A 21,388-nucleotide genomic window follows, 5' to 3' on the forward strand; every position below is an offset into this window, starting at 1 on the left:
ATGACGAGAGAGCATAAGAGACATACTGAACCTTACGGTGATACACAAAATTGTACCACTAAGGCTTGGGAAGGGAGTTTTCAGTACTTTAATCATTACTTATTAAGTACTTAGGTATAAATTGGTGGAGGCCCTGCCAGCTACATCCCGGCACACACGACACCTGCTATGGCTGCTTCCTTCCGGACCTGACCGAGTTAACAAGTTAGCGTTGCGGGAGAACCAACAGGGCCCCCATTGACGTTGTCGGCTTCATTTCTCCTGAGAGAATCGAAGCGGTGGGCATTATCAGTGATGCCCGAGGCAAAAGCAAGTTAACCGCCGACAACCGTTGTTTTCTTAAACAATACGCCTGAATCAGGGCGGACAGAAGGACATTTTTTGCGTCATACTGTTCGCCAAACACTGAGGAGGATGTCATGTCAGAGCCCGATAACTTTCGCCAGCGCGTATTCCAGATAATCGCCGCCATCCCCACGGGTCAGGTCACAACTTATGGCAACGTTGCACAGCTGGCCGGTTCTCCGAGAGCAGCACGTCAGGTGGGCGGCGTACTCAAAAAGTTACCGGAAGGCAGCACGCTTCCCTGGCATCGTGTGATTAACCGCCACGGTGAAATTTCCCTGCAAGGTGAAGACTTTAAACGCCAGCGTCAGGCGCTTCTGGCGGAAGGAATTACCTTTAAGAAAGGTAAAGTGGATTTAGAGAAGTACGGCTGGAAGTGGTAGCGGGTGATCGTTAAAAGGCACCGCCGGAGCGGTGCCTGAATCAATGTCAGTCACGGGTTGTTCAGTAACGTGTTAGTACGTTGCAGACTGCGTCGGAACTGCGCTTACCGGTGCTGGTGCAGTGCCCATCCCCGGATTTGACGGGTTAGTCATTGGCCCCAGAGCACTCGGTTTGGTCGCGACAGGAACGGCTACGACCGGGACAAGTTGCAGGTCGGCACGTGTGCCCTGACCGTTATTGATGACTTCTTTGATGCTGTCGGTAACAAAGGTCACCTGACCATTAATGGTCACCGCCGCACTTAACAGAACACGCGCGTTAGGCGCTATTTCCTGCGGGTTGTACGGCAGGATAAAGGTAAACGGTGCCTGTTTGCCCTGGGTTCTCGCGACTTTCTGCGAAATCACGCGCGATGGCGCATCGGCAACCGAAGCATCCGACAAGGTCACGGTCAGAACCGCATCAGGCGGCAAAGCCACACGCTGATTAATGAACACACTACCCGAAACGTTCGGGCCGGTGATCGCAGGTTCAGTGGCCGGGCTGGCCGCGGTATTTACAGGGGGTTGCTGCGCTGGTGCCTCATGATGCTGTGCACACCCGGCAAGAGTCAGAGACAGCGCGGTTCCACCTACTATCTGCCAAAGTTTCATTGATCGTACTCCCTTTTATTATTCGCTTGTCGACAAGCTGTAATAAACGCCGACGATGAATTTAGTGACTTAAACCAGCTTACCCGTTAATCATGGCACAAAAAACCAAGGTTTGCCGCCCGATGGTAAAACAAGACTTCTGAGCCATCAAAAGATCCACTATGATTAACAGGTTAGACCTGTCAGTGAAGGCGTATTTCAGAACATTCCTGCCTGCGGTATCCCGAGTAACTTGGGTCAATATCACCGGTAACTTTCATGAGGCCACTATGAGTCAGGCATTAAAAAATCTGCTGGATCTGTTAGATCTGGAAAAAATTGAAGAAGGGCTGTTTCGTGGTCAAAGTGAAGATCTGGGCTTACGTCAGGTCTTTGGTGGTCAGGTTGTCGGTCAGGCGTTGTACGCGGCCAAACAAACCGTGCCTGTCGATCGCGGCATTCACTCTTTTCACAGCTACTTTTTGCGTCCCGGAGACAGCAGTAAACCCATCATTTATGACGTGGAGATCCTGCGCGACGGCAACAGTTTTAGCGCACGACGCGTAAAAGCCGTTCAGCATGGCAAACCGATTTTTTATATGACCGCGTCGTTCCAGAGCCTGGAGAATGGTTTCGAACATCAGAACACCATGCCTGATGTCCCGGCACCGGAAACGTTAGTTTCTGAATCAGACATTGCCAAAAATCTGGCGCACCTTATCCCGGAAAAATTCCGCGAAAAATTCATTGGCCACAAGCCGATTGAAATGCGGCCGGTGAAATTCCATAACCCGCTGAAGGGAAGCGTCGAAGAGCCTCACCGCGCGGTGTGGTTCAGAGCCAACGGGGAGATGCCGGACGATTTGCGCATTCATCAGTATCTGCTGGGTTATGCTTCGGACTTCAATTTCCTGCCTACCGCGCTGCAACCGCATGGTATCGGGTTCCTTGAGCCGGGCATGCAGGTCGCCACTATCGATCACTCGATGTGGTTCCATCGCCCTTTCCGGATGGATGACTGGCTGTTATATGCCGTAGAAAGCACATCCGCTTCGGGTGCCCGCGGTTTTGTACGCGGACAGTTTTATACCCGTGATGGCGTGCTGGTTGCCTCAACGGTGCAGGAAGGCGTGATCCGCCAGAGAACGCCTGAATAGAATTGCGGGTAATGGGCAGTTAAAAAACAGGCATTAAAAAGGGGCGATATCATTATCGCCCCTTTTGCATATCATCATTATTTTATTGTTTGGTACTGCCTGATAAGAGAGTTAGCGCACTACTTTCTCTGAAATCATATTATTACTGGCTTACTGGTTGTAAGCGTTTTCGCCGTGGCTGTTAACGTCCAGACCTTCACGTTCCTGCTCTTCAGGAACACGCAGACCAACAATCATGTCAGCCACTTTGTAACCGATGAAGGCTACAACACCAGACCACACCAGCGTGACGCAAACACTGAAGAACTGCACCCAGACCTGATGGCCCATAGTGACGCCTTCTGCATAACCGACACCGCCGAGGGAGCTGGAAGTGAACACGCCGGTCAGGATGCAACCTACGATACCGCAGACGCCGTGAACACCGAACACGTCACAGGTATCATCTACACGCAGCCATTTTTTCAGGGTGACCACACCCCACAGGCCAGTCACACCGCCAACCAGACCGATAATCAAAGCACCGCCGACGCCGACCGTACCACAAGCAGGAGTGATGGCAACCAGACCTGCGATAGCACCGGAGCTTGCACCCAGCAGTGAAGGTTTACCGCGAACCATCCACTCAACCAGAGTCCAGGACAGGATTGCGCCAGCCGTTGCAATCACCGTGTTCAGGAACGCCAGCGCGGCAATGGAACTCGCTGCACTTGCAGAACCTGCGTTAAAGCCGAACCAGCCCACATACAGGATTGCTGCGCCAGTGAATACCATTGGCAGATTGTGTGGTTTGAAAGCTTCTTTGCCAAAGCCTGCACGTTTACCCAGCAGGTAAGCCCCCACCAGACCCGCAATAGCGGCGTTGATGTGAACAACAGTACCGCCCGCAAAGTCCAGTGCGCCATCAGCAGCCAGGAAACCGCCTGCCCATACCATGTGTGCCATCGGAATGTAGGAGAAGGTCAGCCAGATCACGGTGAAAATCAGCACCGCAGAGAAGCGAACACGTTCCGCGATACCACCGACGATCAATGCCACAGTAATACAGGCAAATGAGCACTGGAATGCCACGTGGATCATCTGAGAGAAGGTGCCGGTAACAGAATCCAGGCCGATGCCTTTCATCATTACATTGCCGAAACCGCCGAAGAAGGCGTTACCTTCGCTGAATGCCAGACTGTAACCGTAGAGGATCCACAGAACGCAGACCAGTGCGAAGGTCACGATGACCTGAGTCAGCATAGATAAAACGTTTTTAGAACGCAGTAAACCGCCGTAGAACAGCGCCACGCCAGGTACGGTCATGAACAATACCAGCGCGGTACAAATCATCATAAAGGCGTTATCAGCACCGTTTGCGACTGCTGGTGCTGCGGCCATGGCAAGCGAAGGCAGTAATGCCACGGCGCCAAGCCCCATCATGGATAAAAGTTTTTTCATTATTAACCCACCCCTGTTTCTCAAAACTGTTTTTCTAATCTGCTTTATCTCAAACCTGAAGGCATGAGAGATAAAAACCGGAAATTACAGTGCTGCTTCGTCGGTTTCACCAGTACGAATACGGATAACACGTTGCAATTCAGCAACGAAAATTTTGCCATCACCGATCTTGCCGGTGTAGGCCGCTTTGCTGATCACGTCGATCACTTCATCAAGCTGATCGTCTGCGATAGCAATGTCGATTTTTACTTTTGGAAGGAAGTTCACGCTGTATTCCGCGCCACGGTAAAGTTCGGCATGACCTTTCTGACGGCCAAAACCTTTAACTTCCGTTACGGTCAGCCCCTGAATTCCAACAGCAGACAGCGCTTCACGCACGTCTTCCAGCTTAAAAGGTTTGATCACCACAGTAACCAGCTTCATTGTGCCACTCCTCGAATTAAGGGCTTACCGCGAGAGGATTCGCGCCCGATACGCAATGATTAAAGCAAAGGGTGTGCCAGATTTGAAACTGACTAAAGATTCCTGCGATCCCCGCGCAAAATGGCATTTTAAGAATATTCGTGACCAGGCGCACAGTTGTTCCGCCATAAAGCGCACGGCAGTACGCGCACCATTTAAGTGCTCATCGCCGCTTTATAGTGCAAGATTTTAATCGCTGGCATTTTGCCTGCATGAATACGGTGCGCACACCGTTATAGCGGGAAGATAAGACCTTCGGGAGAGTATGCTGGCGTAACGGACCTGTTACGCCAGCAGAAAGATTATGCGTTTTCTGTGAAAGGAATTACCTGCTCAGCCGAAGCCAGTTCTTGTCCGGCGAGTTGCAACTGATACATCTGATAATACCGGCCTTTTTCTGCCAGAAGCTGCAAGTGGTTGCCCTGCTCAACGGCCTGCCCGCGATGCAGTACCATAATATTATCGGCATCCACAATCGTAGACAGACGGTGTGCGATAACAACCAGAGTGGTTTGCTGACGGATAGCACGCAGAGCGCGCTGAATTGCCTGCTCAGTTCCTGAGTCGATATTAGCCGTTGCCTCGTCAAGGATCAGAATTTCCGGTGCCTGCACCAAAACGCGCGCCATCGCCAGCAATTGCTTCTGTCCGACAGAAAGATTATTGCCCTGCTCCCCCAGACGCGTATTCAGCCCTTCCGGCATTTCACGCACCAGCGGAGAAAGTTGTACAATATCCAGTGCGTGCCAGACCTGCGCTTCATCGATATCGCGTCCTAAAGTTACGTTAGCGAATACCGACTCTGCCAGAACCACCGGATCCTGCTGAACCATCGCAATGCCCTTTCGCAGACTGGTGTGCGAGAGGTCAGCAAGATTACGTCCGTCGACGCGGATCTCGCCTTTATTCAGCGGGTAATAGCCCATCAGCAGATTCGCCAGCGTACTTTTTCCGCTGCCCGTGTGCCCCACCAGCGCCACAAACCCACGTGAAGGAACATGCAGAGAAATATTCTCCAGCACCCATTTGTCCGGGCGGTAGGCGAAACTAACGTCGCGGATATCGATCTCGCCGCTGGTAAGCAATTTATCGTCCGATCCGTATTGCTGCTGACTCCGGTCCATCAAATCAAATATACGTTCACCTGCAACCACGGCCTGCTGGAGTATGGATTGTTGCGACGTCAGCTCAATCAGAGGTTCGTTGAGACGCCCGAGGTAGTTGATGAAAGCATACAAAACCCCCACCCCGATCGAACCTTCTGCGCTGAAACCGAAGAGGATTAACAAGCCGCATAAAATCAGGGAAGAAAATAAGCTGAGCAGCGGCCGAAGCAAAAATCCTTCCAGCCGCAACGTTTGCATACGGGCCATATAATGCGACTGACTGGCACGAGACAGGCGTTCACCAAACCGTTTTTGCTGACGGAATTGCTGAATCACGTTCATGCCGTTGATGACTTCGTTGAAACCATCATTAATGTCTGCGAGATAAGCACGCACTTTGCGAACGACTGGCGTGCTGTAAATCTGGTACAGCGCCATCACCACAAATACAGCCGGGAAGATGCAGATAGCCACCGAGGCCAGCCGCCAGTCGAGGCTGAACATCGCCACCAGCATCGCGCCTATCAGCGCAATGCTGCGTAACACAGTCGAAACGACAGTGACATAAAGGTCGCGGATCACTTCCGTGTCATTAGTGACGCGCGAAATCAGCTGCCCGACCGGCTGGGTATCAAAGGCACTTAAAGGCTGACGCAATGCCGCATCCATGACATCGGTGCGCAGTCTCTGAACCACACCGACCGCAGCACGGTTAAACAGAAGCGCCTGAAAATAGTGCAGACTTGCTGCGAGAAATTGCAGAAAGATGAAACACAGCGCCAGCAAACTGACTTTTCCCCAGGGCAATTCACCTTTCGCCACATAGTGATCGATAAAGAAGCTGATCAGGATCGGGCCGGTAACCTCCGCTGCTGCTGCTATCCACAACATCAGGACGGCATAAGAAAGAGGCTTACGATAAGGTTTGCCATATCCCAAAAGACGTTTCAGTGTCGGCCATAGCTTCTGGATTTTACTTACTTTTTGTTCAGCCATGTTATTCCGCCTCCTTTTCCGGCACATCATCCAGCGCAGCTTCAAGTTGCTGATAGCGGAACATATCGCGATACCAGCCTGGCTTCGCAGCCAGTTCATCATGGCTACCGTGCTGTGAAATGCTTCCGTGACTGAATACCAGGATCTCACTGGCTTCGGTCAGCGCAGAAAGCCGGTGAGCACTGATTATGACCGTTCTGTCACTCCCCCACTGGCGAAGGTTTTGCAGGATCTGATGTTCAGTACGCCCATCGACAGCGGACAACGCGTCATCAAGGATCAGGATTTCCGCTTTCAGCAGCAGTGCTCTGGCAATCGAAATACGTTGTTTCTGGCCACCCGAAAGCATAACGCCACGCTCACCGACTTCAGTCTCATAACCCTGAGGCAAACGCAGAATGTCATCGTGAACGCTGGCCAGTCGTGCCGCTTCTTCAATTTCTTCCTGCGTGGCATCCGGGCGACCCAGTGCGATATTTTGCGCCACGGTATCCGAAAACAGGAAAGGCGTCTGGCTGACGACGGCAAGTCGTGCGCGCCAGTCATCGAGGCGGATCTCTTTAAGCGACAATCCGTGATAACGCACATCGCCTTCGGTCACATCGAACTGACGCTGGAGCAGAGAGAGCAAGGTACTTTTGCCGGATCCCGTAGGGCCACATAAACCCAGCATTTGCCCCGGTTGCAGGGAAAAAGCCACGGAAGTTAATGCCGCATGTTGGTTTTCGGGATAATGGAAGTTTTTGATTTGGGCATCAAGCACCGCGCGCCCCGCCGGTAAAGGGGTTGTGCCATCAGCCACTGCCGGCGCTTCCTGCAACAGGCTGCGGATACGGCTGTAGGCTGCACTGCCGCGTTCTACAATATTGAACATCCACGCCAGCGCCAGCATAGGCCAGATCATCAGCCCAAGGTACATCACGAAACTGGTCAGTTCACCGAGTGTCAGATGACCGTTGACCACCATCCAGCTGCCACCGCCGATGGCCAGAAGATTTGCCATACCAATGGAGACATAAATCGTCGGATCAAAACGCGCATCAACCCGGGCTACACGCAGGTTTTTGGCACCGGTGTCTGCTGCTACATCGGCAAATTGCGAGGATTGATGATTTTCCAGACCAAAGGCTTTGATCATGCGGATGCTGGTCAGGCTTTCCTGCGCCTGATCGTTAAGCGAGGAAAACGCCGCCTGCGCGGTTTTAAAGCGGGAATGAAGCTGATCGCCGTAGCGCTTGATAATGATCGCCATCACCGGCATCGGCACCAGCGAAAGCAGCGTCAGTTCCCAGCTTATCTGGGTTGCCATCACAATCAGTACGGCAAACCCCATGACCATTGAATCCACCAGCGTCAAAACGCCCTCGCCTGCGGCAAAGACCACGCGATCGACATCATTGGTGGCGCGGGCAATCAAATCGCCGGTGCGGTGACGCAAATAAAAAGCTGGATGCTGGCGACTGAGCTGGCGGAAATAATCTTGTCGCAGCTCCACGGCCAGTTGATATGAAGCACCGAATAGCAGCACGCGCCAGACATAGCGCAGCAGGTAAACGACTATCGCCGTGCCGAGCATCAGACCTAACCATGCGAAAAGCACGTTGTAAGACATTTGTTTTGACGTTACGCCATCAATGATTATGCCGACCAGTTTTGGCGGCAATAATTGCAGGACAGCAATAATGATCAGCAAGCCGACGGCACCCAGATACCGGCGCCATTCGCGACGGAAGTACCAGCCTAATTGTGCAAACAGTCTCACGCAGAGTTTTCCATACAAATAATAATGATTTTATTGAGTTAACTGATATCCGAAATACCCGTTACCTCTTCAGGCTGACAAGGATAACAGAGTTAACAGGCGTTTCTGATGAAACTTTTTACTGCAACTTTTGCATTAAATTGGCAATGCGGTGGTCGATTTTATGCGCTCCATCGCAAAACTGGAGGTCACATCGTTCAGTCCTGGAATGCCATTCACAAGTCGCTTGTAAAAGTTGTCGTAGCTTTTCATATCGGAAACCTGCACCTGCAATAAATAATCATATTCTCCGGCCATTCTGTAGAAACTCAGCACTTCCGGAAACGCTTCAACCTGTTGCACGAATCGCTGATACCACTCGCTGTTGTGATGTTGGGTCTTGATCAGCACAAATGCCGTCAGACTCAGCCCCAGCTTATCGCCATCCAGCAACGCCACTTTGCCGCAAATAACTCCGTCATCTTCGAGGCGCTTGATTCTTTTCCAGCAAGGGGTGGTCGTGAGATTGACGGCCTCCGCCAGTTCGTTCAGGGAAAGGGTGCAATCTTTTTGCAGCAGCGATAACAGCTTCAGGTCAATTTTATCTACCACGAGGTACTCCTGGAGAAAATAATTCTACAAATAAGTAAATCCGTAGATCAAAGAGTAACTTATTTCTCTGATGATTACGTTATTCTTATCTCATCAAAACACTTTCATGAGCCTGCAACATGCGCAATTCCTGGGTCACTCACGCCATTAAAGAAATCGACGCCGATTTTCAACGTTCCGCCGATACGCATTTAATTCGTCTCGCACTGAACGACTTCCCCGGGATTTCGTTGTATCTGAAAGATGAAAGTACGCATCCTTCGGGTAGCCTGAAACATCGCCTGGCACGCTCACTGTTTTTATATGGTTTGTGCAACGGCTGGATCCGCGAAAATACGCCCATCATTGAAGCCTCTTCGGGCAGCACCGCCATTTCAGAAGCCTATTTCGCAAGATTACTCGGTCTGCCTTTTATTGCCGTCATGCCTTCCTGCACCGCCCCGCGTAAAATTCAGCAAATTGAATTTTATGGCGGTCGCTGTCATTTCGTCGAAAATTCCGGCCAGATTTATGCCGCTTCCGAGCAGCTCGCCAGAGAACTGAACGGCCATTATATGGATCAGTTTACCTACGCAGAGCGCGCGACTGACTGGCGCGGGAACAACAATATTGCCGACAGTATTTTCCGTCAGATGTCCCGCGAACCGCATCCGGTGCCGCGTTATCTGGTGATGAGTGCCGGCACCGGCGGCACCTCGGCAACGCTCGGCCGCTATATCCGCTATCAGGGGCACGATACCGAACTGGTGGTTGTAGATCCTGAAAATTCCGTATTTTACGATTACTATCAGCAACGTAACGCCAGCGTCACCGCGCAATGTAGCAGCCGCATTGAGGGCATTGGGCGCCCGCGTGCTGAACCGTCATTTATCCCGGACGTTATCGACAGCATGATGCAGGTACCCGATGCCGCAAGCGTGGCGACCGTTCGCTGGCTTGAGCAGGTACTGGGACGCAAAGTCGGCGGTTCGACGGGCACTAATATGTGGGGCGCTTTGCAGCTGGCAAAACAAATGCGTGAGAAAGGCGAAACCGGCTCGATTGTCACCCTGCTTTGCGACAGCGGCGAACGTTATCTGAATACCTATTTTGATGACAACTGGGTGGCGAAGAATATCGGCGATATGTCGGTATATGCGGCACAACTGGAAGGACTCAACTGAATTTCCTCGAAATCATTCGGGCTACAACAAGGCAGCAAATGAATGAATCCCGATGAGCTTACAAATGTAAGTGATTTGGGTGAAAGAATGCAGCTAACGCAGTTGTAGTTTGAAGGATGATGAGGAAAAAAGCCGGGACAGAAGAGCCCGGCTTGCTGCAATACCTTAATATTCGGGGGAATAGGTGAGGTGTGGAGTGTGCAGCCAGTGTTGCAAAAAGTGAGACACAGCCTGATTGCGGCAATGCCCGATGATTTGTAAATGAGGTGATTGCTCTTTCAGCACCGGTAATGCGTTGCCCATAATTAATCCCATCCCGACGCCTTCCAGCATTTCTCTGTCGTTCATGGCATCGCCAAAGGCCATGCATTCTGACATTTCAATCCCCAGTCCCGCCGTCAGAAGCGCCAGCGCGCTGCCTTTATTGCTGCCCGCAGGCTGCACATCCAGACAATCTGCCGCTGAGAAACACAGATCCAGACGCGGGCCGAAATGCGCTTTCAACTGAGGAACCAACGCCAGCAGGGTTTCGTGAGGCGCGCAGAAACAGACTTTACTGTTTCCTGAATCTGGCAATAAACGCAGATCCTGTAACTGGTAGCGGAAACCACTGAACTGATGCGGGATAAGTAAATCAGGATCATCGAGCGAGGTAAACCAGCCGTCATCGCGGAATACGTGCAGACTGGCCGGGGTATCCCACTGTGTGTGCAGAAGTTCATGCGCACAATCTTCGGTCAAATCGCTCGCGTGCAGCCGGTGCCCGGCTAAATCATGAATGCGCGTACCGTTACCGGTGATGAGAAAACCATCCAGCCCGATATTTGCCAGAATATCTTTCATTTCCAGGTAATGACGACCGGTGGCAAATGTCAGTTTTACCGGTTTTTCAGCCAGCTGACGCAGCGTTGCCAGCGTTTTTTCGCCCAGGGTGTGATCGGGTAAAAGCAGCGTGCCATCCATATCAAATGCAGCTAAACGGTACATGTTTCCTCTCTGAGCGGGGATAATTTTCACGTTCAAAGTATGTACCCGGATTTACGGAACTAATAGTGAACAGTTTAAGAATACTGTTCCGGTTTTAGCTCACACTTTACCCCAGAGGTGCAAGCCAGCGCGCCGTGGGTGCGATATGCTGAACAAACAATATGCTTAACAAACAAGTAGCCTGAAAAATAAGGTTCCGTATTTATCATGCGCCTGCAAAACCGCCTGAATCAATTCCAGCGCCTTTATCTCAAAACCGGCTCGTTTCCGGTTCAGCTTACCGTGGCAGAACTGGCGGAAATCTTTTGCTGTAGCGAACGTCATACGCGGACTTTGCTCACTCATTTTCAGGATGCAGGCTGGATTGACTGGAAATCACAGGCAGGCCGCGGGAAACGTGCCTCGCTCTGCTGCCTGAGAACACCTGAAGATTTGCGCGGCACCTATCTGCAGGAATTACTGATAAACGGTGAACATTCTGCAGCACTGCAATTAAGTCAGCTGGACCCGACGCACCTTAATGCCCTGCTGGCTCCGCATCTGGGCGGACAATGGCAGGAGGATGCACCTACACTGCGCATTCCTTATTACCGCCCTCTCCAGACGTTGGATCCTCTGACCCTGACCGGACGGGCGGAGCAACATCTTGCCCATACCATTCATGCGGGTCTGACGCGCTATGTGCCGGGGAATTCTGCACCACAGCCGGATCTGGCACATCACTGGCAAGTCAGTAATAACGGCAAGACCTGGCAGTTTTTCCTGCGCAGTCAGTTGTTCTGGCATAATGGCGAACCGCTGAAAACAGCGCAGCTGATGACCCGTTTTCAGCAGTTAAAGAATTCTACACGCGGAAAACATCATCTGGCGTCCGTTACCAGACTGTCACAGCCACATGCGCTATGCCTGCAATTTGATCTCGATAAACCCGATTACTGGCTGGCGCATCGTTTTGCCGATCTCAATTGTCTGCTCTCCCACCCTGAAGATCCGCACATTGGTGCCGGACCTTTCCGGCTGACCACTTTTTCCCCTGAGCTGGTCAGACTCGAGCAACACACGTTGTATACGTTGCAGCATCCCTATCTGGCCGCGATTGAGTTTTGGATCACGCCGCAACTGTTTGCACAGAAGAACAATGTCAGCTGTCAGCATCCGGTCAGGATCATTCTGGGTGAACAGGAAGAATTATCGCGAGTAAAGCCGGTCAGGCGCAGCACCAGTCTGGGATTTTGCTATATCGCCGCCAATCTCAAGCGCGGCATGTTAAATGAAGCCCAGGCGCGCAAAATTGTCCGTCTGATCCAGCGCAGCGGCATGTTAAATAATTTGCCTATCGATCATGACCTGGTGAGATCCAGCAAAGAAATGCTGCCGGGCTGGCCAATTCCTTTACATGACGATGCGGATGTTCTGCTGCCCGAAAAACTGAGTTTGCTGTTTCACCCGCCAGTGGAATTTGAGCTGGTGGCGCAGGCGCTCAAGGAGAAACTGGCGGAAGAAGGCTGTGCACTTGAGGTCAGATATCATGCTGGCAGGCTTTGGGAAGACAATACATTACTCAGCTCAGCGGACCTTTTGCTCGGTGACCGCCTGATTGGAGAGTCTCCCGAAGCATCGCTTGAGAACTGGTTACAGCAAGACCCGCTGTGGCCGGGGATCCTGCGCGATGAAGATTACCGGCATCAGCAACAGCGTCTGACAGAAACTCAGCAAATCCCGCAGGAAAACCGCCGTTCGGATGAACTGCGCGAGCAATTCTTTCAATGGATGCAATCTGGCATCGTGACGCCTCTGTTTAATTATCAGTATCAGGTTAGCGCCCCGCCCCGTATCAGTGGTGTGCAACTAACGGCCTGGGGCTGGTTCGATTTTTGTCAGGCCTGGGTTCCGCCGCCGCTGCCAACGGAAAGTGCCTGAAGGAGCTGTTTCACTACACTCTGCCCGTAAAGGAAAGTAACATTAGGACAGTTTTGCTGCCCGGTGCGCAGTGAGTTTCAGATAATAGTTTCAACAACAGGTAATCAGAATGAAAAGAGCAGTGGTGGTTTTTAGCGGCGGACAAGATTCAACAACCTGTCTGATTCAGGCTCTGAAGCAATATGACGAAGTCCACTGCGTCACGTTTGATTATGGTCAGCGCCATCGTGCTGAAATTGAAATCGCACAGAAATTATCCGTGGAACTGAGTGCCCGTGCGCACAAAGTGCTGGACGTTGGTTTATTAAATGAACTGGCCGTCAGCAGCCTGACCCGCGATAACATACCGGTGCCTAACTTCGGTGATGAAAATGACGGCGGACTGCCAAGCACCTTCGTTCCCGGCCGTAATATCTTGTTCCTGACGCTGACGGCGATTTACGCTTATCAGATCCAGGCAGAAGCGGTGATCACCGGGGTTTGTGAAACTGACTTCTCCGGTTATCCGGATTGCCGCGATGAGTTTGTAAAAGCGCTGAACACGGCTGTTTCACTGGGTCTGGCACGCGATATCCGATTTGAAACGCCGCTTATGTGGCTAAATAAAGCGGAAACCTGGGCGCTGGCGGATTATTACCAGCAACTGGATCTCGTTCGCCATAAAACTCTGACCTGTTACAACGGCATTGCCGGCGATGGCTGTGGCGAATGTGCAGCCTGTCATTTGCGCGCCAATGGTTTGCAGCAATTCCAGCAGGATAAAGTAGGCGTGATGAATAGCCTGAAGCAGAAAACCGGCCTGAACTGATTTAACGAAAACCAGAAGCAAAGCGGGTGGCCTTCAGACCACCCGTTTCTTATTAATCAGTACGTATATCACTACGTAACCGAATCAATCGCTTTCCAGTTCCAGCTCACGCAATCGCTCCAGCAACTCACCTTCCAGCGGTAGCGCTTTTTGCGTACGCAAATCGATACATACAAACGTCAGCGTCGCATCGGCAACCACTTCGCCCTCACAGGTCACCACCTGTTCCAGCACACCGCTGCGTCCGTTTAATTGCTGCATACTGCTGTCAATGCGCAACACATCACCGAGCACTGCCGGTTTACGATAGTTGATATTGATATTCACCACGATGAACGCAATTTTATTTTCGCTCATCCACTGGAAACCTGACTGATTATCGAGCCATTCCCAGCGGGCAGTCTCGAGAAATTCCAGATAGCGCGCATTGTTGACGTGCTGATAAACGTCGATATGAAAACCGCGAACTTTGATAAAGGTATGCATAGTGGTTAAAAAACTCCTGATAGTCGCCTGAGGCATACAACCAAACTGGTCAGATGTCTTTAGAGATTAGCAGAAGAAAACGGCGGCAACCGTTAAGGGTTTACCGCCGCGACATCCGTCACAATTTCAGACGGTCCTTGTTACGTTCAAACAATGCAGCACCAATTCCCGGTACTTCGCGCAGTTGTTCCACATCGGTAAATTGCCCAAGCTCTTCGCGATAGCTGATGATGGCCTGCGCCTTCTTCATCCCTACCCCGTTCATCACTTTGGCAAACTCTTCTGCAGTCGCAGTGTTGATGTTGACGGTACTTTCATCTGTTGCCGCAACCTGCTCCTTTTTCACTTGCGGGCCTGAGACTTTCCCCGCGGCCGTGACCGGTGCCGCCGTGGTAGTCGCCACAGGACTGGTGGCATTGGGTGCCGCGTGTAACATAACGGGCAGAGTAGAAAGTCCCAGCGCCAGAGCCAACGAAAGTGATGTAATGCCTAATTTTTTCATGCTGTATCCTCCATGTGTTTGACAGCACGCAGAGAGTGCACCAGGCAGAAAAAGCGAACAACGGGCAAGTTTCAAATATGGAAAAGGCCGCGAAAGCGGCCTTTGTTTGTTGCAACGCGTTGCAACACTTTGCGGCGTTTACTGGTTTTGTGCGGCTGAACCGTATTTGATTTTTGCTTCCTGACGCAGGTTGGTCAGCAAGGCATCAAAGGTCACGTTCGAGGAGGTTTGTTGCATCTCCTGATTGAAGCGTGCGGTATCCGTTTCAGGAACGGTACCCGGTGTCACAGCATTCAGTTTGACCAGTACGCTGTTTCCTCTGTTGTCCTGAGTCAGACCATATACCGGCTGGCCTTTCTGAGGCTGTGGCAAGGCGTAAACGTTAGATTCAAAGGCAGAAGGCTGCTGGCTGCGTTGGACTTTCTGCGAAGCACCAAAGCTCAGGCCTGCCGCTTTCATCGCGTCATCGCCTTTACCTTCTTTCAGGGCAGCCAGCAGTTTCTCGCCATCCATCCGTGCCTGATCCTGCGCTTTCTGGCGTTTAACCAGCGTCGTCACCTGATCTTTCACTTCAGCGAAAGGTTTCACGCCTTCAGCTTTATGCGCATCAACACGAACCACAAAGGCGCGATCGCCATCAACAGTAATGATATCGGAGTTACTGCCCGGCGAACCGTCCTGACCAATCAGACCGCCATCAAAAATCGCCTGTACGACAGGTTTAAAATTGATGCCAGCAGGGATTTGGTTTTGGGTAAACCAGTCGGTATGCAACGCTTTAGAACCTGCCACTTCTTCGGCTGAAGCCAGAGATTCATTATCATTGGTGGCAGCTTCGCTGACTTTTTGTTGCAGCGCGTAGTAAGCATCCAGTGATTTTTCCTGCTTAAGCTTGTCAGTGATCGTGTTGCGGACTGCCGCTAACGGTTTCACCTGCTCAGGCGTCACGTCATCAAGACGCAGGATGAAGAAACCGCTGTCAGATTTAATCACGCCGGAAACCTGACCTTTGGTTGTCAGTTTCGCGTTCTTAAATTCTGGCAATGTCGTTTCCGGTTCCATCCAGCCCAAATCACCACCCTGTTTCGCACTCAGGGCATCGGTAGATTTAGTCTTAGCCAGTTCGGCAAAGTCAGTGCCTTTCTTCAGCTCAGCGGCGACAGCGTCGGCATCAGCCAGGGATTTCAGGACAATGACGCTGTAACGGCGGCGTTCAGGCTGACCAAACTCACTTTTGTGCTGGTCGTAATAGGCGCTGATATCAGCATCCGTCACGTCAGTTTTGCCCTGCATTGCCGCTGCATCCATTTCGATGTAGCTGACTTTTACCTGCTCAGGGGACATAAAGCTGTTTTTGTTCTGGTCGTAGAAAGCCTGCAACTCTGCATCAGTGACCTGCTGTTTTGCAGCCAGAGCATCGGTGTCCAGAATGGCGGTTTGTACATCACGAACCTGCAAAAGCAGTTCAGCCATTGCTTTGCTTTCTACCGGCAGAACAAAATCAGACTGACCGTAAGCCTGCTCAAGCTGCTGACTGATGAGCTGCTGTTTCATCAGCAGTGCAAAATTATCCGCGCTGTATCCCATGCTCTGGATGCTTTGCAGATATTTGGCGTTATCGAAACGGCCATCAGTCTGGAATTGTGGGGTGGCGAAAATCGCGTCTTTGATCTGCTGATCGCTGACGGTAATACCCAATTTTTTGGAATACTGATCCAGCAAAGTGACGTCAATCAGATTGCTCAGGGATTCCTGACGCAATTGCTGCATGTAACCATCACTGCCCGCGAGTTCAGAGAACTGATCTCCAAGCTGCTGCTGCAACCGGTTACGCTGGTTCTGCACTGCCTGCTCTAACTGAGCCCGACCGATTTCCTGACCATTCACTTTCGCTGCATAGTCGCCTGAACCGCCGACCAGGTAGTTGCCCACCCCTGTCAAAATAAAGGACAGAATAATCAGGGCCAGAATGATTTTGAGCACGACGTTGTTGGAAGCCGCGCGTAAATTGTCCATCATAGTGAGGCAACACTCCGCTGTAATAAAAAAAGCGCACCGTTTTCGATGCGCCTTGTATCTTACCTTACCAGCCCGGTGACGTCAGGTTATTGTTTAACAACCAGACCTGTGTGAAAAAGCATCAATGATGCACTCACAAGGTTGTAACGTCAGCTTGCAGGTAATTAGCCGTTAACGGCATCTTTCAGCGCTTTACCTGCACGGAAGCCAGGTACTTTGGCTGCTGCAATGCTGATTTCTTTACCGGTCTGTGGGTTACGACCAGTACGTGCTGAGCGTTCACGCACGGAGAAAGTACCGAAACCTACCAGAGCTACTTCATCCCCAGCTTTCAGGGTGTCAGTGACAGATGCAAGAACAGCATCTAAAACACGTCCCGCTGCGGCTTTAGAAATATCAGCACCGGCAGCAATTTTGTCGATCAATTGTGACTTATTCACTCTTATCATCCCCTCTTAAATTTCGTTCATCACGCCGCATTTTCCCTGCAGACGTGACCGCGCTGCTGTTATATCAAGCTTGTCAGAGCGATGCAAGCGACTGAAAGCAGCCTGAATCCTTCTGACCGTTGACTAACTTAACGGCACAAAAAAAAGCTGGCAAGTGAGATTTCACCTGCCAGCCTGAGTTTTATTCAACTGTGTAAGCTGATGTCACTATTTTGCTGCCACCGGCAGTGCGCCGTAAGCCGGATTTTGCAATGCGAAGTTCAGAACATCATCAATGCGTTTTACCGGGTGGATCTCAAGATCTGCCAGCACGTTTGCCGGAATTTCTTCCAGATCACGTTTGTTGTCGTCTGGGATCAGAACCACTTTGATGCCACCACGATGGGCTGCAAGCAGTTTTTCTTTCAGACCACCGATTGGCAGAACCAGACCACGCAGAGTGATTTCACCTGTCATCGCGACATCCGCGCGAACCGGGTTACCGGTCAGACAAGACACCAGCGCGGTACACATAGCGATACCGGCACTCGGACCATCTTTCGGCGTTGCCCCTTCAGGTACGTGAACGTGAATATCGCGTTTTTCGTAGAAGTCAGGGTTGATACCCAGTTTGTCAGCACGTGCTCGTACAACGGTCAGCGCCGCCTGAATGGATTCCTGCATCACTTCACCCAGAGAACCGGTGTAGGTCAGCTTACCTTTGCCCGGTACGCAGGCCGTTTCGATGGTCAGCAGTTCGCCACCCACTTCGGTCCACGCCAGACCAGTCACCTGGCCCACACGGTTTTCGGTATCAGCACGGCCATAATCGACCTTCTGCACACCGAGGAAATCTTTCAGGTTGTCGCCGTTGATTTCAATATGCTTGATATCTTTATCCATCAGCAATTGCTTAACCGCTTTACGGCAAAGTTTAGACAACTCACGTTCTAAACTACGCACGCCCGCTTCACGGGTATAGAAACGGATAATGCCGATAATCGCGCTGTCATCAACAGTCAGTTCGTTCTTCTTAAGCGCGTTACGCTCAATCTGCTTGGGCAGTAAATGCTGTTTGGAGATGTTCAGTTTTTCGTCTTCGGTATAACCGGAAAGACGGATCACTTCCATACGATCCAGCAGCGGAGCCGGGATGTTCATCGAATTCGAGGTCGCCACGAACATCACATCTGACAGGTCGTAATCGACTTCCAGATAGTGATCGTTAAACGCCACGTTCTGTTCCGGATCCAACACTTCCAGCAGAGCAGAAGCCGGGTCACCGCGCATGTCCGATGACATCTTGTCGATTTCATCGAGCAGGAACAGCGGGTTTTTCACCCCGACTTTCGCCATTTTCTGGATCAATTTGCCCGGCATGGAACCGATATAGGTACGACGGTGACCACGAATTTCCGCTTCGTCACGAACCCCGCCCAGCGCCATACGGACATATTCACGCCCTGTAGCACGCGCGATGGACTGACCCAGGGAAGTTTTACCCACACCCGGAGGCCCGACCAGGCACAGGATTGGCCCTTTGATTTTGCTGACGCGCGTCTGCACTGCAAGATACTCAAGGATGCGATCTTTAACCCTCTCGAGGCCAAAGTGATCGGTATCCAGAACTTCCTGGGCTTTGCGCAGATCTTTTTTCACTTTGCTGCGAGCATTCCATGGCACCTGAAGCATCCAGTCGATATATCCACGGACAACCGTGGCTTCGGCGGACATCGGCGACATCATTTTCAACTTTTGCAGCTCAGCTTCGGTTTTTTCACGCGCATCTTTCGGCATTTTGGCCGCTTCGATTTTGCGTTTCAGCGCCTCATGCTCGTCAGGCGTGTCGTCCATTTCGCCAAGTTCTTTCTGAATCGCTTTCATTTGCTCATTCAGATAGTACTCGCGCTGGCTTTTTTCCATTTGTTTTTTGACACGATTACGGATGCGTTTCTCAACCTGTAACAGGTCAATTTCCGATTCCATCATCGCCATCAGATATTCCAGACGCTCGGTGATATCAAACATTTCCAGCACGGACTGTTTGTCAGCGAGTTTCAATGGCATATGCGCGGCGATGGTGTCAGCCAGACGTGCAGCATCTTCAATGCTGTTCAGTGACGTCAACACTTCCGGCGGGATCTTTTTGTTCAGCTTGATGTAGCCTTCAAACTGATTAATCGCGGTACGCACCAGAACTTCCTGCTCGCGTTCATCCACGGCCGGAGATTCCAGATATTCCGCCTGGGCAGCAAAATGCTCGCCACTGTCAGAAAGTGTCGTAATACGCGCGCGTTGTAACCCTTCCACCAGCACTTTGACCGTGCCGTCCGGGAGCTTCAGCATTTGTAATATTGAGGCAACCGTACCCACGGAGAAGAGATCATTAACGCCCGGCTCATCTGTTGAGGCTTCTTTCTGCGCCACCAGCATGATTTTTTTGTCGTGATCCATCGCGGCTTCAAGGCACCGAATCGATTTTTCCCTGCCAACAAACAACGGGATCACCATGTGCGGATAAACCACCACATCGCGCAAAGGCAATACGGGGATTTCTATGCGTTCAGAACGCTCAGGGTTCATAGAGCTCTCTCTTAGTTTAGCTTCCGCCAGGTTAAGGAAATCTCGTGAAACACGAGTCAGACGGGTTTCAGCAAGTCGTTAACTGAGTATATGGGGATGAATGTCCGACATTCAACGATAAGAATGTGCGAAAAAAAAATGGGGGACAAAATCCCCCATTTCATGGCTAACCCTCTGGATAGATTGGCTAATTATTCGCCAGATGCCTGTTGCGCTTCTGGTTTGCCATAAATCATCAGAGGTTCTGACTGGCCCGCAATCACGGACTCATCAATCACCACTTTCTCGACATCTTCGAGAGACGGCAGATCATACATAGTATCCAGCAATGCGGCTTCTACGATTGAACGCAGTCCACGGGCACCGGTTTTACGGACCATGGCTTTTTTCGCAATCGCGACCAGCGCTTCATCACGGAATTCCAGTTCAACGCCTTCCAGATTGAACAATGCCTGATATTGCTTAGTCAGGGCATTTTTCGGCTCTTTCAGAATCTGAATCAGAGCCTCTTCGTTCAGCTCGCTCAGGGTCGCCACCACTGGCAGACGGCCAATGAACTCTGGGATCAGACCAAATTTGATCAAATCTTCTGGTTCAGCCTGCGCCAGCAACTGACCTTCGGTTGCTTTCTCTTCTTTGCCTTTCACTTCTGCGCCAAAACCGATACCGGTATTGGTGTTGATACGCTGACCAATCACTTTATCCAGACCGGCAAATGCGCCGCCACAGATAAAGAGGATTTTCGAGGTATCAACCTGCAGGAATTCCTGCTGTGGATGCTTACGTCCGCCTTGCGGTGGAACGGCAGCCACGGTGCCTTCAATCAGTTTCAGCAGCGCCTGCTGTACACCCTCGCCCGACACGTCACGGGTGATAGATGGATTGTCCGATTTGCGGGAAATCTTATCGATTTCATCAATATAAACAATCCCGCGTTGCGCTTTCTGTACGTCGTAGTCACATTTCTGCAGCAATTTCTGGATAATATTTTCGACGTCTTCACCCACATAACCGGCTTCGGTCAGCGTGGTGGCATCGGCCATGGTAAATGGCACATCCAGGAAACGCGCAAGGGTTTCAGCTAGCAGCGTTTTACCGCTACCCGTCGGCCCGATCAGCAGAATGTTGCTTTTGCCTAATTCAATACCGTTGCTGGTATCGCCATTACGCAGACGCTTGTAGTGGTTGTACACAGCCACAGCCAGCACTTTTTTCGCAGGTTCCTGACCGATAACATAATCGTCAAGGTGCTGACGAATTTCATGCGGCGTCGGTAATGCACTGCGTTCACGGTGTGGCGCAACTTCTTTAATCTCTTCGCGAATAATGTCATTACATAAATCGACACATTCATCGCAGATATACACTGACGGCCCGGCAATCAGCTTACGAACTTCATGCTGGCTTTTGCCGCAAAAAGAGCAGTACAGCAGCTTTCCTGAACCGTCTTTGCGCTTATCTGTCATCAGTAAACCTCTTCTTTAGTATCAGTCCCGCAGCGTAACAGTAACACCCCGGCACGACCATATTACACAACAGCCGCATGATGGGCTGATGTCTGTTCATTCCTGTTATGACTCATTCCAGGCAGGTTTTGTTTGAGACAAAACCTGCCTT

The 21,388-nt window shown here is 51.2% G+C and carries 18 protein-coding genes and 1 other RNA gene; 5 read left to right on the forward strand and 14 right to left on the reverse strand.

What is annotated here, in order from left to right; all coding sequences use genetic code 11:
- Window positions 1-131 precede the first annotated feature (131 nt).
- Window positions 132-228: signal recognition particle sRNA small type (gene ffs, locus D6C13_RS14945), an RNA gene on the reverse strand.
- Between the two features lie 191 nt (window positions 229-419).
- Here ffs and D6C13_RS14950 point away from each other — a divergent pair.
- The gene (locus D6C13_RS14950) at window positions 420-728 is read left to right on the forward strand and encodes an MGMT family protein (RefSeq protein WP_120133522.1); all 309 of its coding nucleotides are present in this window, start codon (window positions 420-422) and stop codon (window positions 726-728) included.
- A gap of 72 nt (window positions 729-800) precedes the next feature.
- Here the strand turns inward: D6C13_RS14950 and D6C13_RS14955 are convergent, their stop codons facing one another.
- Window positions 801-1,382 carry a YbaY family lipoprotein gene (locus tag D6C13_RS14955; protein WP_120133523.1) on the reverse strand — a complete coding sequence of 194 codons (582 nt, stop codon included), beginning with the start codon at window positions 1,380-1,382 and terminating at the stop codon, window positions 801-803.
- A 269-nt stretch (window positions 1,383-1,651) separates the two neighbouring features.
- Between D6C13_RS14955 and tesB the strand changes: the two genes are divergently transcribed.
- Complete coding sequence (tesB, locus tag D6C13_RS14960) at window positions 1,652-2,518, forward strand: acyl-CoA thioesterase II (protein WP_120133524.1); 867 nt, start codon at window positions 1,652-1,654, stop codon at window positions 2,516-2,518.
- Window positions 2,519-2,668: 150 nt separating this feature from the next.
- Here tesB and amtB read toward each other — a convergent pair whose 3' ends face one another.
- The 5 genes from amtB to D6C13_RS14985 form a co-directional block, all read right to left on the reverse strand.
- Entirely contained in the window at window positions 2,669-3,958 is a 1,290-nt protein-coding gene (gene amtB, locus D6C13_RS14965) for an ammonium transporter AmtB (protein WP_120133525.1), read from the reverse strand.
- 84 nt (window positions 3,959-4,042) lie between these two features.
- Window positions 4,043-4,381, reverse strand: coding sequence for a P-II family nitrogen regulator (gene glnK / locus D6C13_RS14970; RefSeq protein WP_009639071.1), 339 nt, complete (start codon window positions 4,379-4,381; stop codon window positions 4,043-4,045).
- 341 nt (window positions 4,382-4,722) lie between these two features.
- A complete protein-coding gene (locus D6C13_RS14975) occupies window positions 4,723-6,522 on the reverse strand; it encodes a SmdB family multidrug efflux ABC transporter permease/ATP-binding protein (RefSeq protein WP_120133526.1) in 1,800 nt (599 codons plus the stop codon).
- 1 nt (window position 6,523) lies between these two features.
- Entirely contained in the window at window positions 6,524-8,284 is a 1,761-nt protein-coding gene (locus D6C13_RS14980) for a SmdA family multidrug ABC transporter permease/ATP-binding protein (RefSeq protein ID WP_120133527.1), read from the reverse strand.
- Between the two features lie 135 nt (window positions 8,285-8,419).
- The gene (locus D6C13_RS14985) at window positions 8,420-8,875 is read right to left on the reverse strand and encodes an Lrp/AsnC family transcriptional regulator (protein ID WP_120133528.1); all 456 of its coding nucleotides are present in this window, start codon (window positions 8,873-8,875) and stop codon (window positions 8,420-8,422) included.
- Window positions 8,876-8,994: 119 nt separating this feature from the next.
- On the opposite strand from D6C13_RS14985, the gene D6C13_RS14990 reads away from it, so the two are divergent.
- Entirely contained in the window at window positions 8,995-10,038 is a 1,044-nt protein-coding gene (locus D6C13_RS14990) for a PLP-dependent cysteine synthase family protein (RefSeq protein WP_120133529.1), read from the forward strand.
- A 165-nt stretch (window positions 10,039-10,203) separates the two neighbouring features.
- On the opposite strand, the gene cof is transcribed toward D6C13_RS14990, so the two are convergent.
- Window positions 10,204-11,025, reverse strand: coding sequence for an HMP-PP phosphatase (gene cof, locus D6C13_RS14995; protein WP_120133530.1), 822 nt, complete (start codon window positions 11,023-11,025; stop codon window positions 10,204-10,206).
- Between the two features lie 207 nt (window positions 11,026-11,232).
- Between cof and D6C13_RS15000 the strand changes: the two genes are divergently transcribed.
- Complete coding sequence (locus D6C13_RS15000; RefSeq protein WP_120133531.1) at window positions 11,233-12,945, forward strand: SgrR family transcriptional regulator; 1,713 nt, start codon at window positions 11,233-11,235, stop codon at window positions 12,943-12,945.
- 109 nt (window positions 12,946-13,054) lie between these two features.
- Entirely contained in the window at window positions 13,055-13,753 is a 699-nt protein-coding gene (gene queC, locus D6C13_RS15005) for a 7-cyano-7-deazaguanine synthase QueC (RefSeq protein ID WP_120133532.1), read from the forward strand.
- 84 nt (window positions 13,754-13,837) lie between these two features.
- Here the strand turns inward: queC and D6C13_RS15010 are convergent, their stop codons facing one another.
- From D6C13_RS15010 to clpX, 6 genes are all read right to left on the reverse strand, one after another.
- Window positions 13,838-14,239 (reverse strand): YbgC/FadM family acyl-CoA thioesterase, encoded by a 402-nt coding sequence (locus D6C13_RS15010; protein WP_120133533.1) that lies wholly within the window; start codon window positions 14,237-14,239, stop codon window positions 13,838-13,840.
- A gap of 118 nt (window positions 14,240-14,357) precedes the next feature.
- Window positions 14,358-14,741, reverse strand: coding sequence for a ComEA family DNA-binding protein (locus D6C13_RS15015; protein WP_120133534.1), 384 nt, complete (start codon window positions 14,739-14,741; stop codon window positions 14,358-14,360).
- Between the two features lie 138 nt (window positions 14,742-14,879).
- Window positions 14,880-16,760: a peptidylprolyl isomerase gene (gene ppiD, locus D6C13_RS15020; protein ID WP_120133535.1), complete on the reverse strand. Its 1,881-nt coding sequence runs from the start codon at window positions 16,758-16,760 to the stop codon at window positions 14,880-14,882.
- Between the two features lie 164 nt (window positions 16,761-16,924).
- Window positions 16,925-17,200, reverse strand: coding sequence for a nucleoid-associated protein HU-beta (gene hupB / locus D6C13_RS15025; protein WP_013576637.1), 276 nt, complete (start codon window positions 17,198-17,200; stop codon window positions 16,925-16,927).
- 216 nt (window positions 17,201-17,416) lie between these two features.
- A complete protein-coding gene (gene lon, locus D6C13_RS15030; protein WP_120133536.1) occupies window positions 17,417-19,771 on the reverse strand; it encodes an endopeptidase La in 2,355 nt (784 codons plus the stop codon).
- Between the two features lie 191 nt (window positions 19,772-19,962).
- Window positions 19,963-21,237 carry an ATP-dependent protease ATP-binding subunit ClpX gene (gene clpX, locus D6C13_RS15035; protein ID WP_120133537.1) on the reverse strand — a complete coding sequence of 425 codons (1,275 nt, stop codon included), beginning with the start codon at window positions 21,235-21,237 and terminating at the stop codon, window positions 19,963-19,965.
- Between the last annotated feature and the right edge of the window lie 151 nt (window positions 21,238-21,388).

The organism is Rahnella woolbedingensis (assembly GCF_003602095.1).
GTDB classification, from domain to species: domain Bacteria; phylum Pseudomonadota; class Gammaproteobacteria; order Enterobacterales; family Enterobacteriaceae; genus Rahnella; species Rahnella woolbedingensis.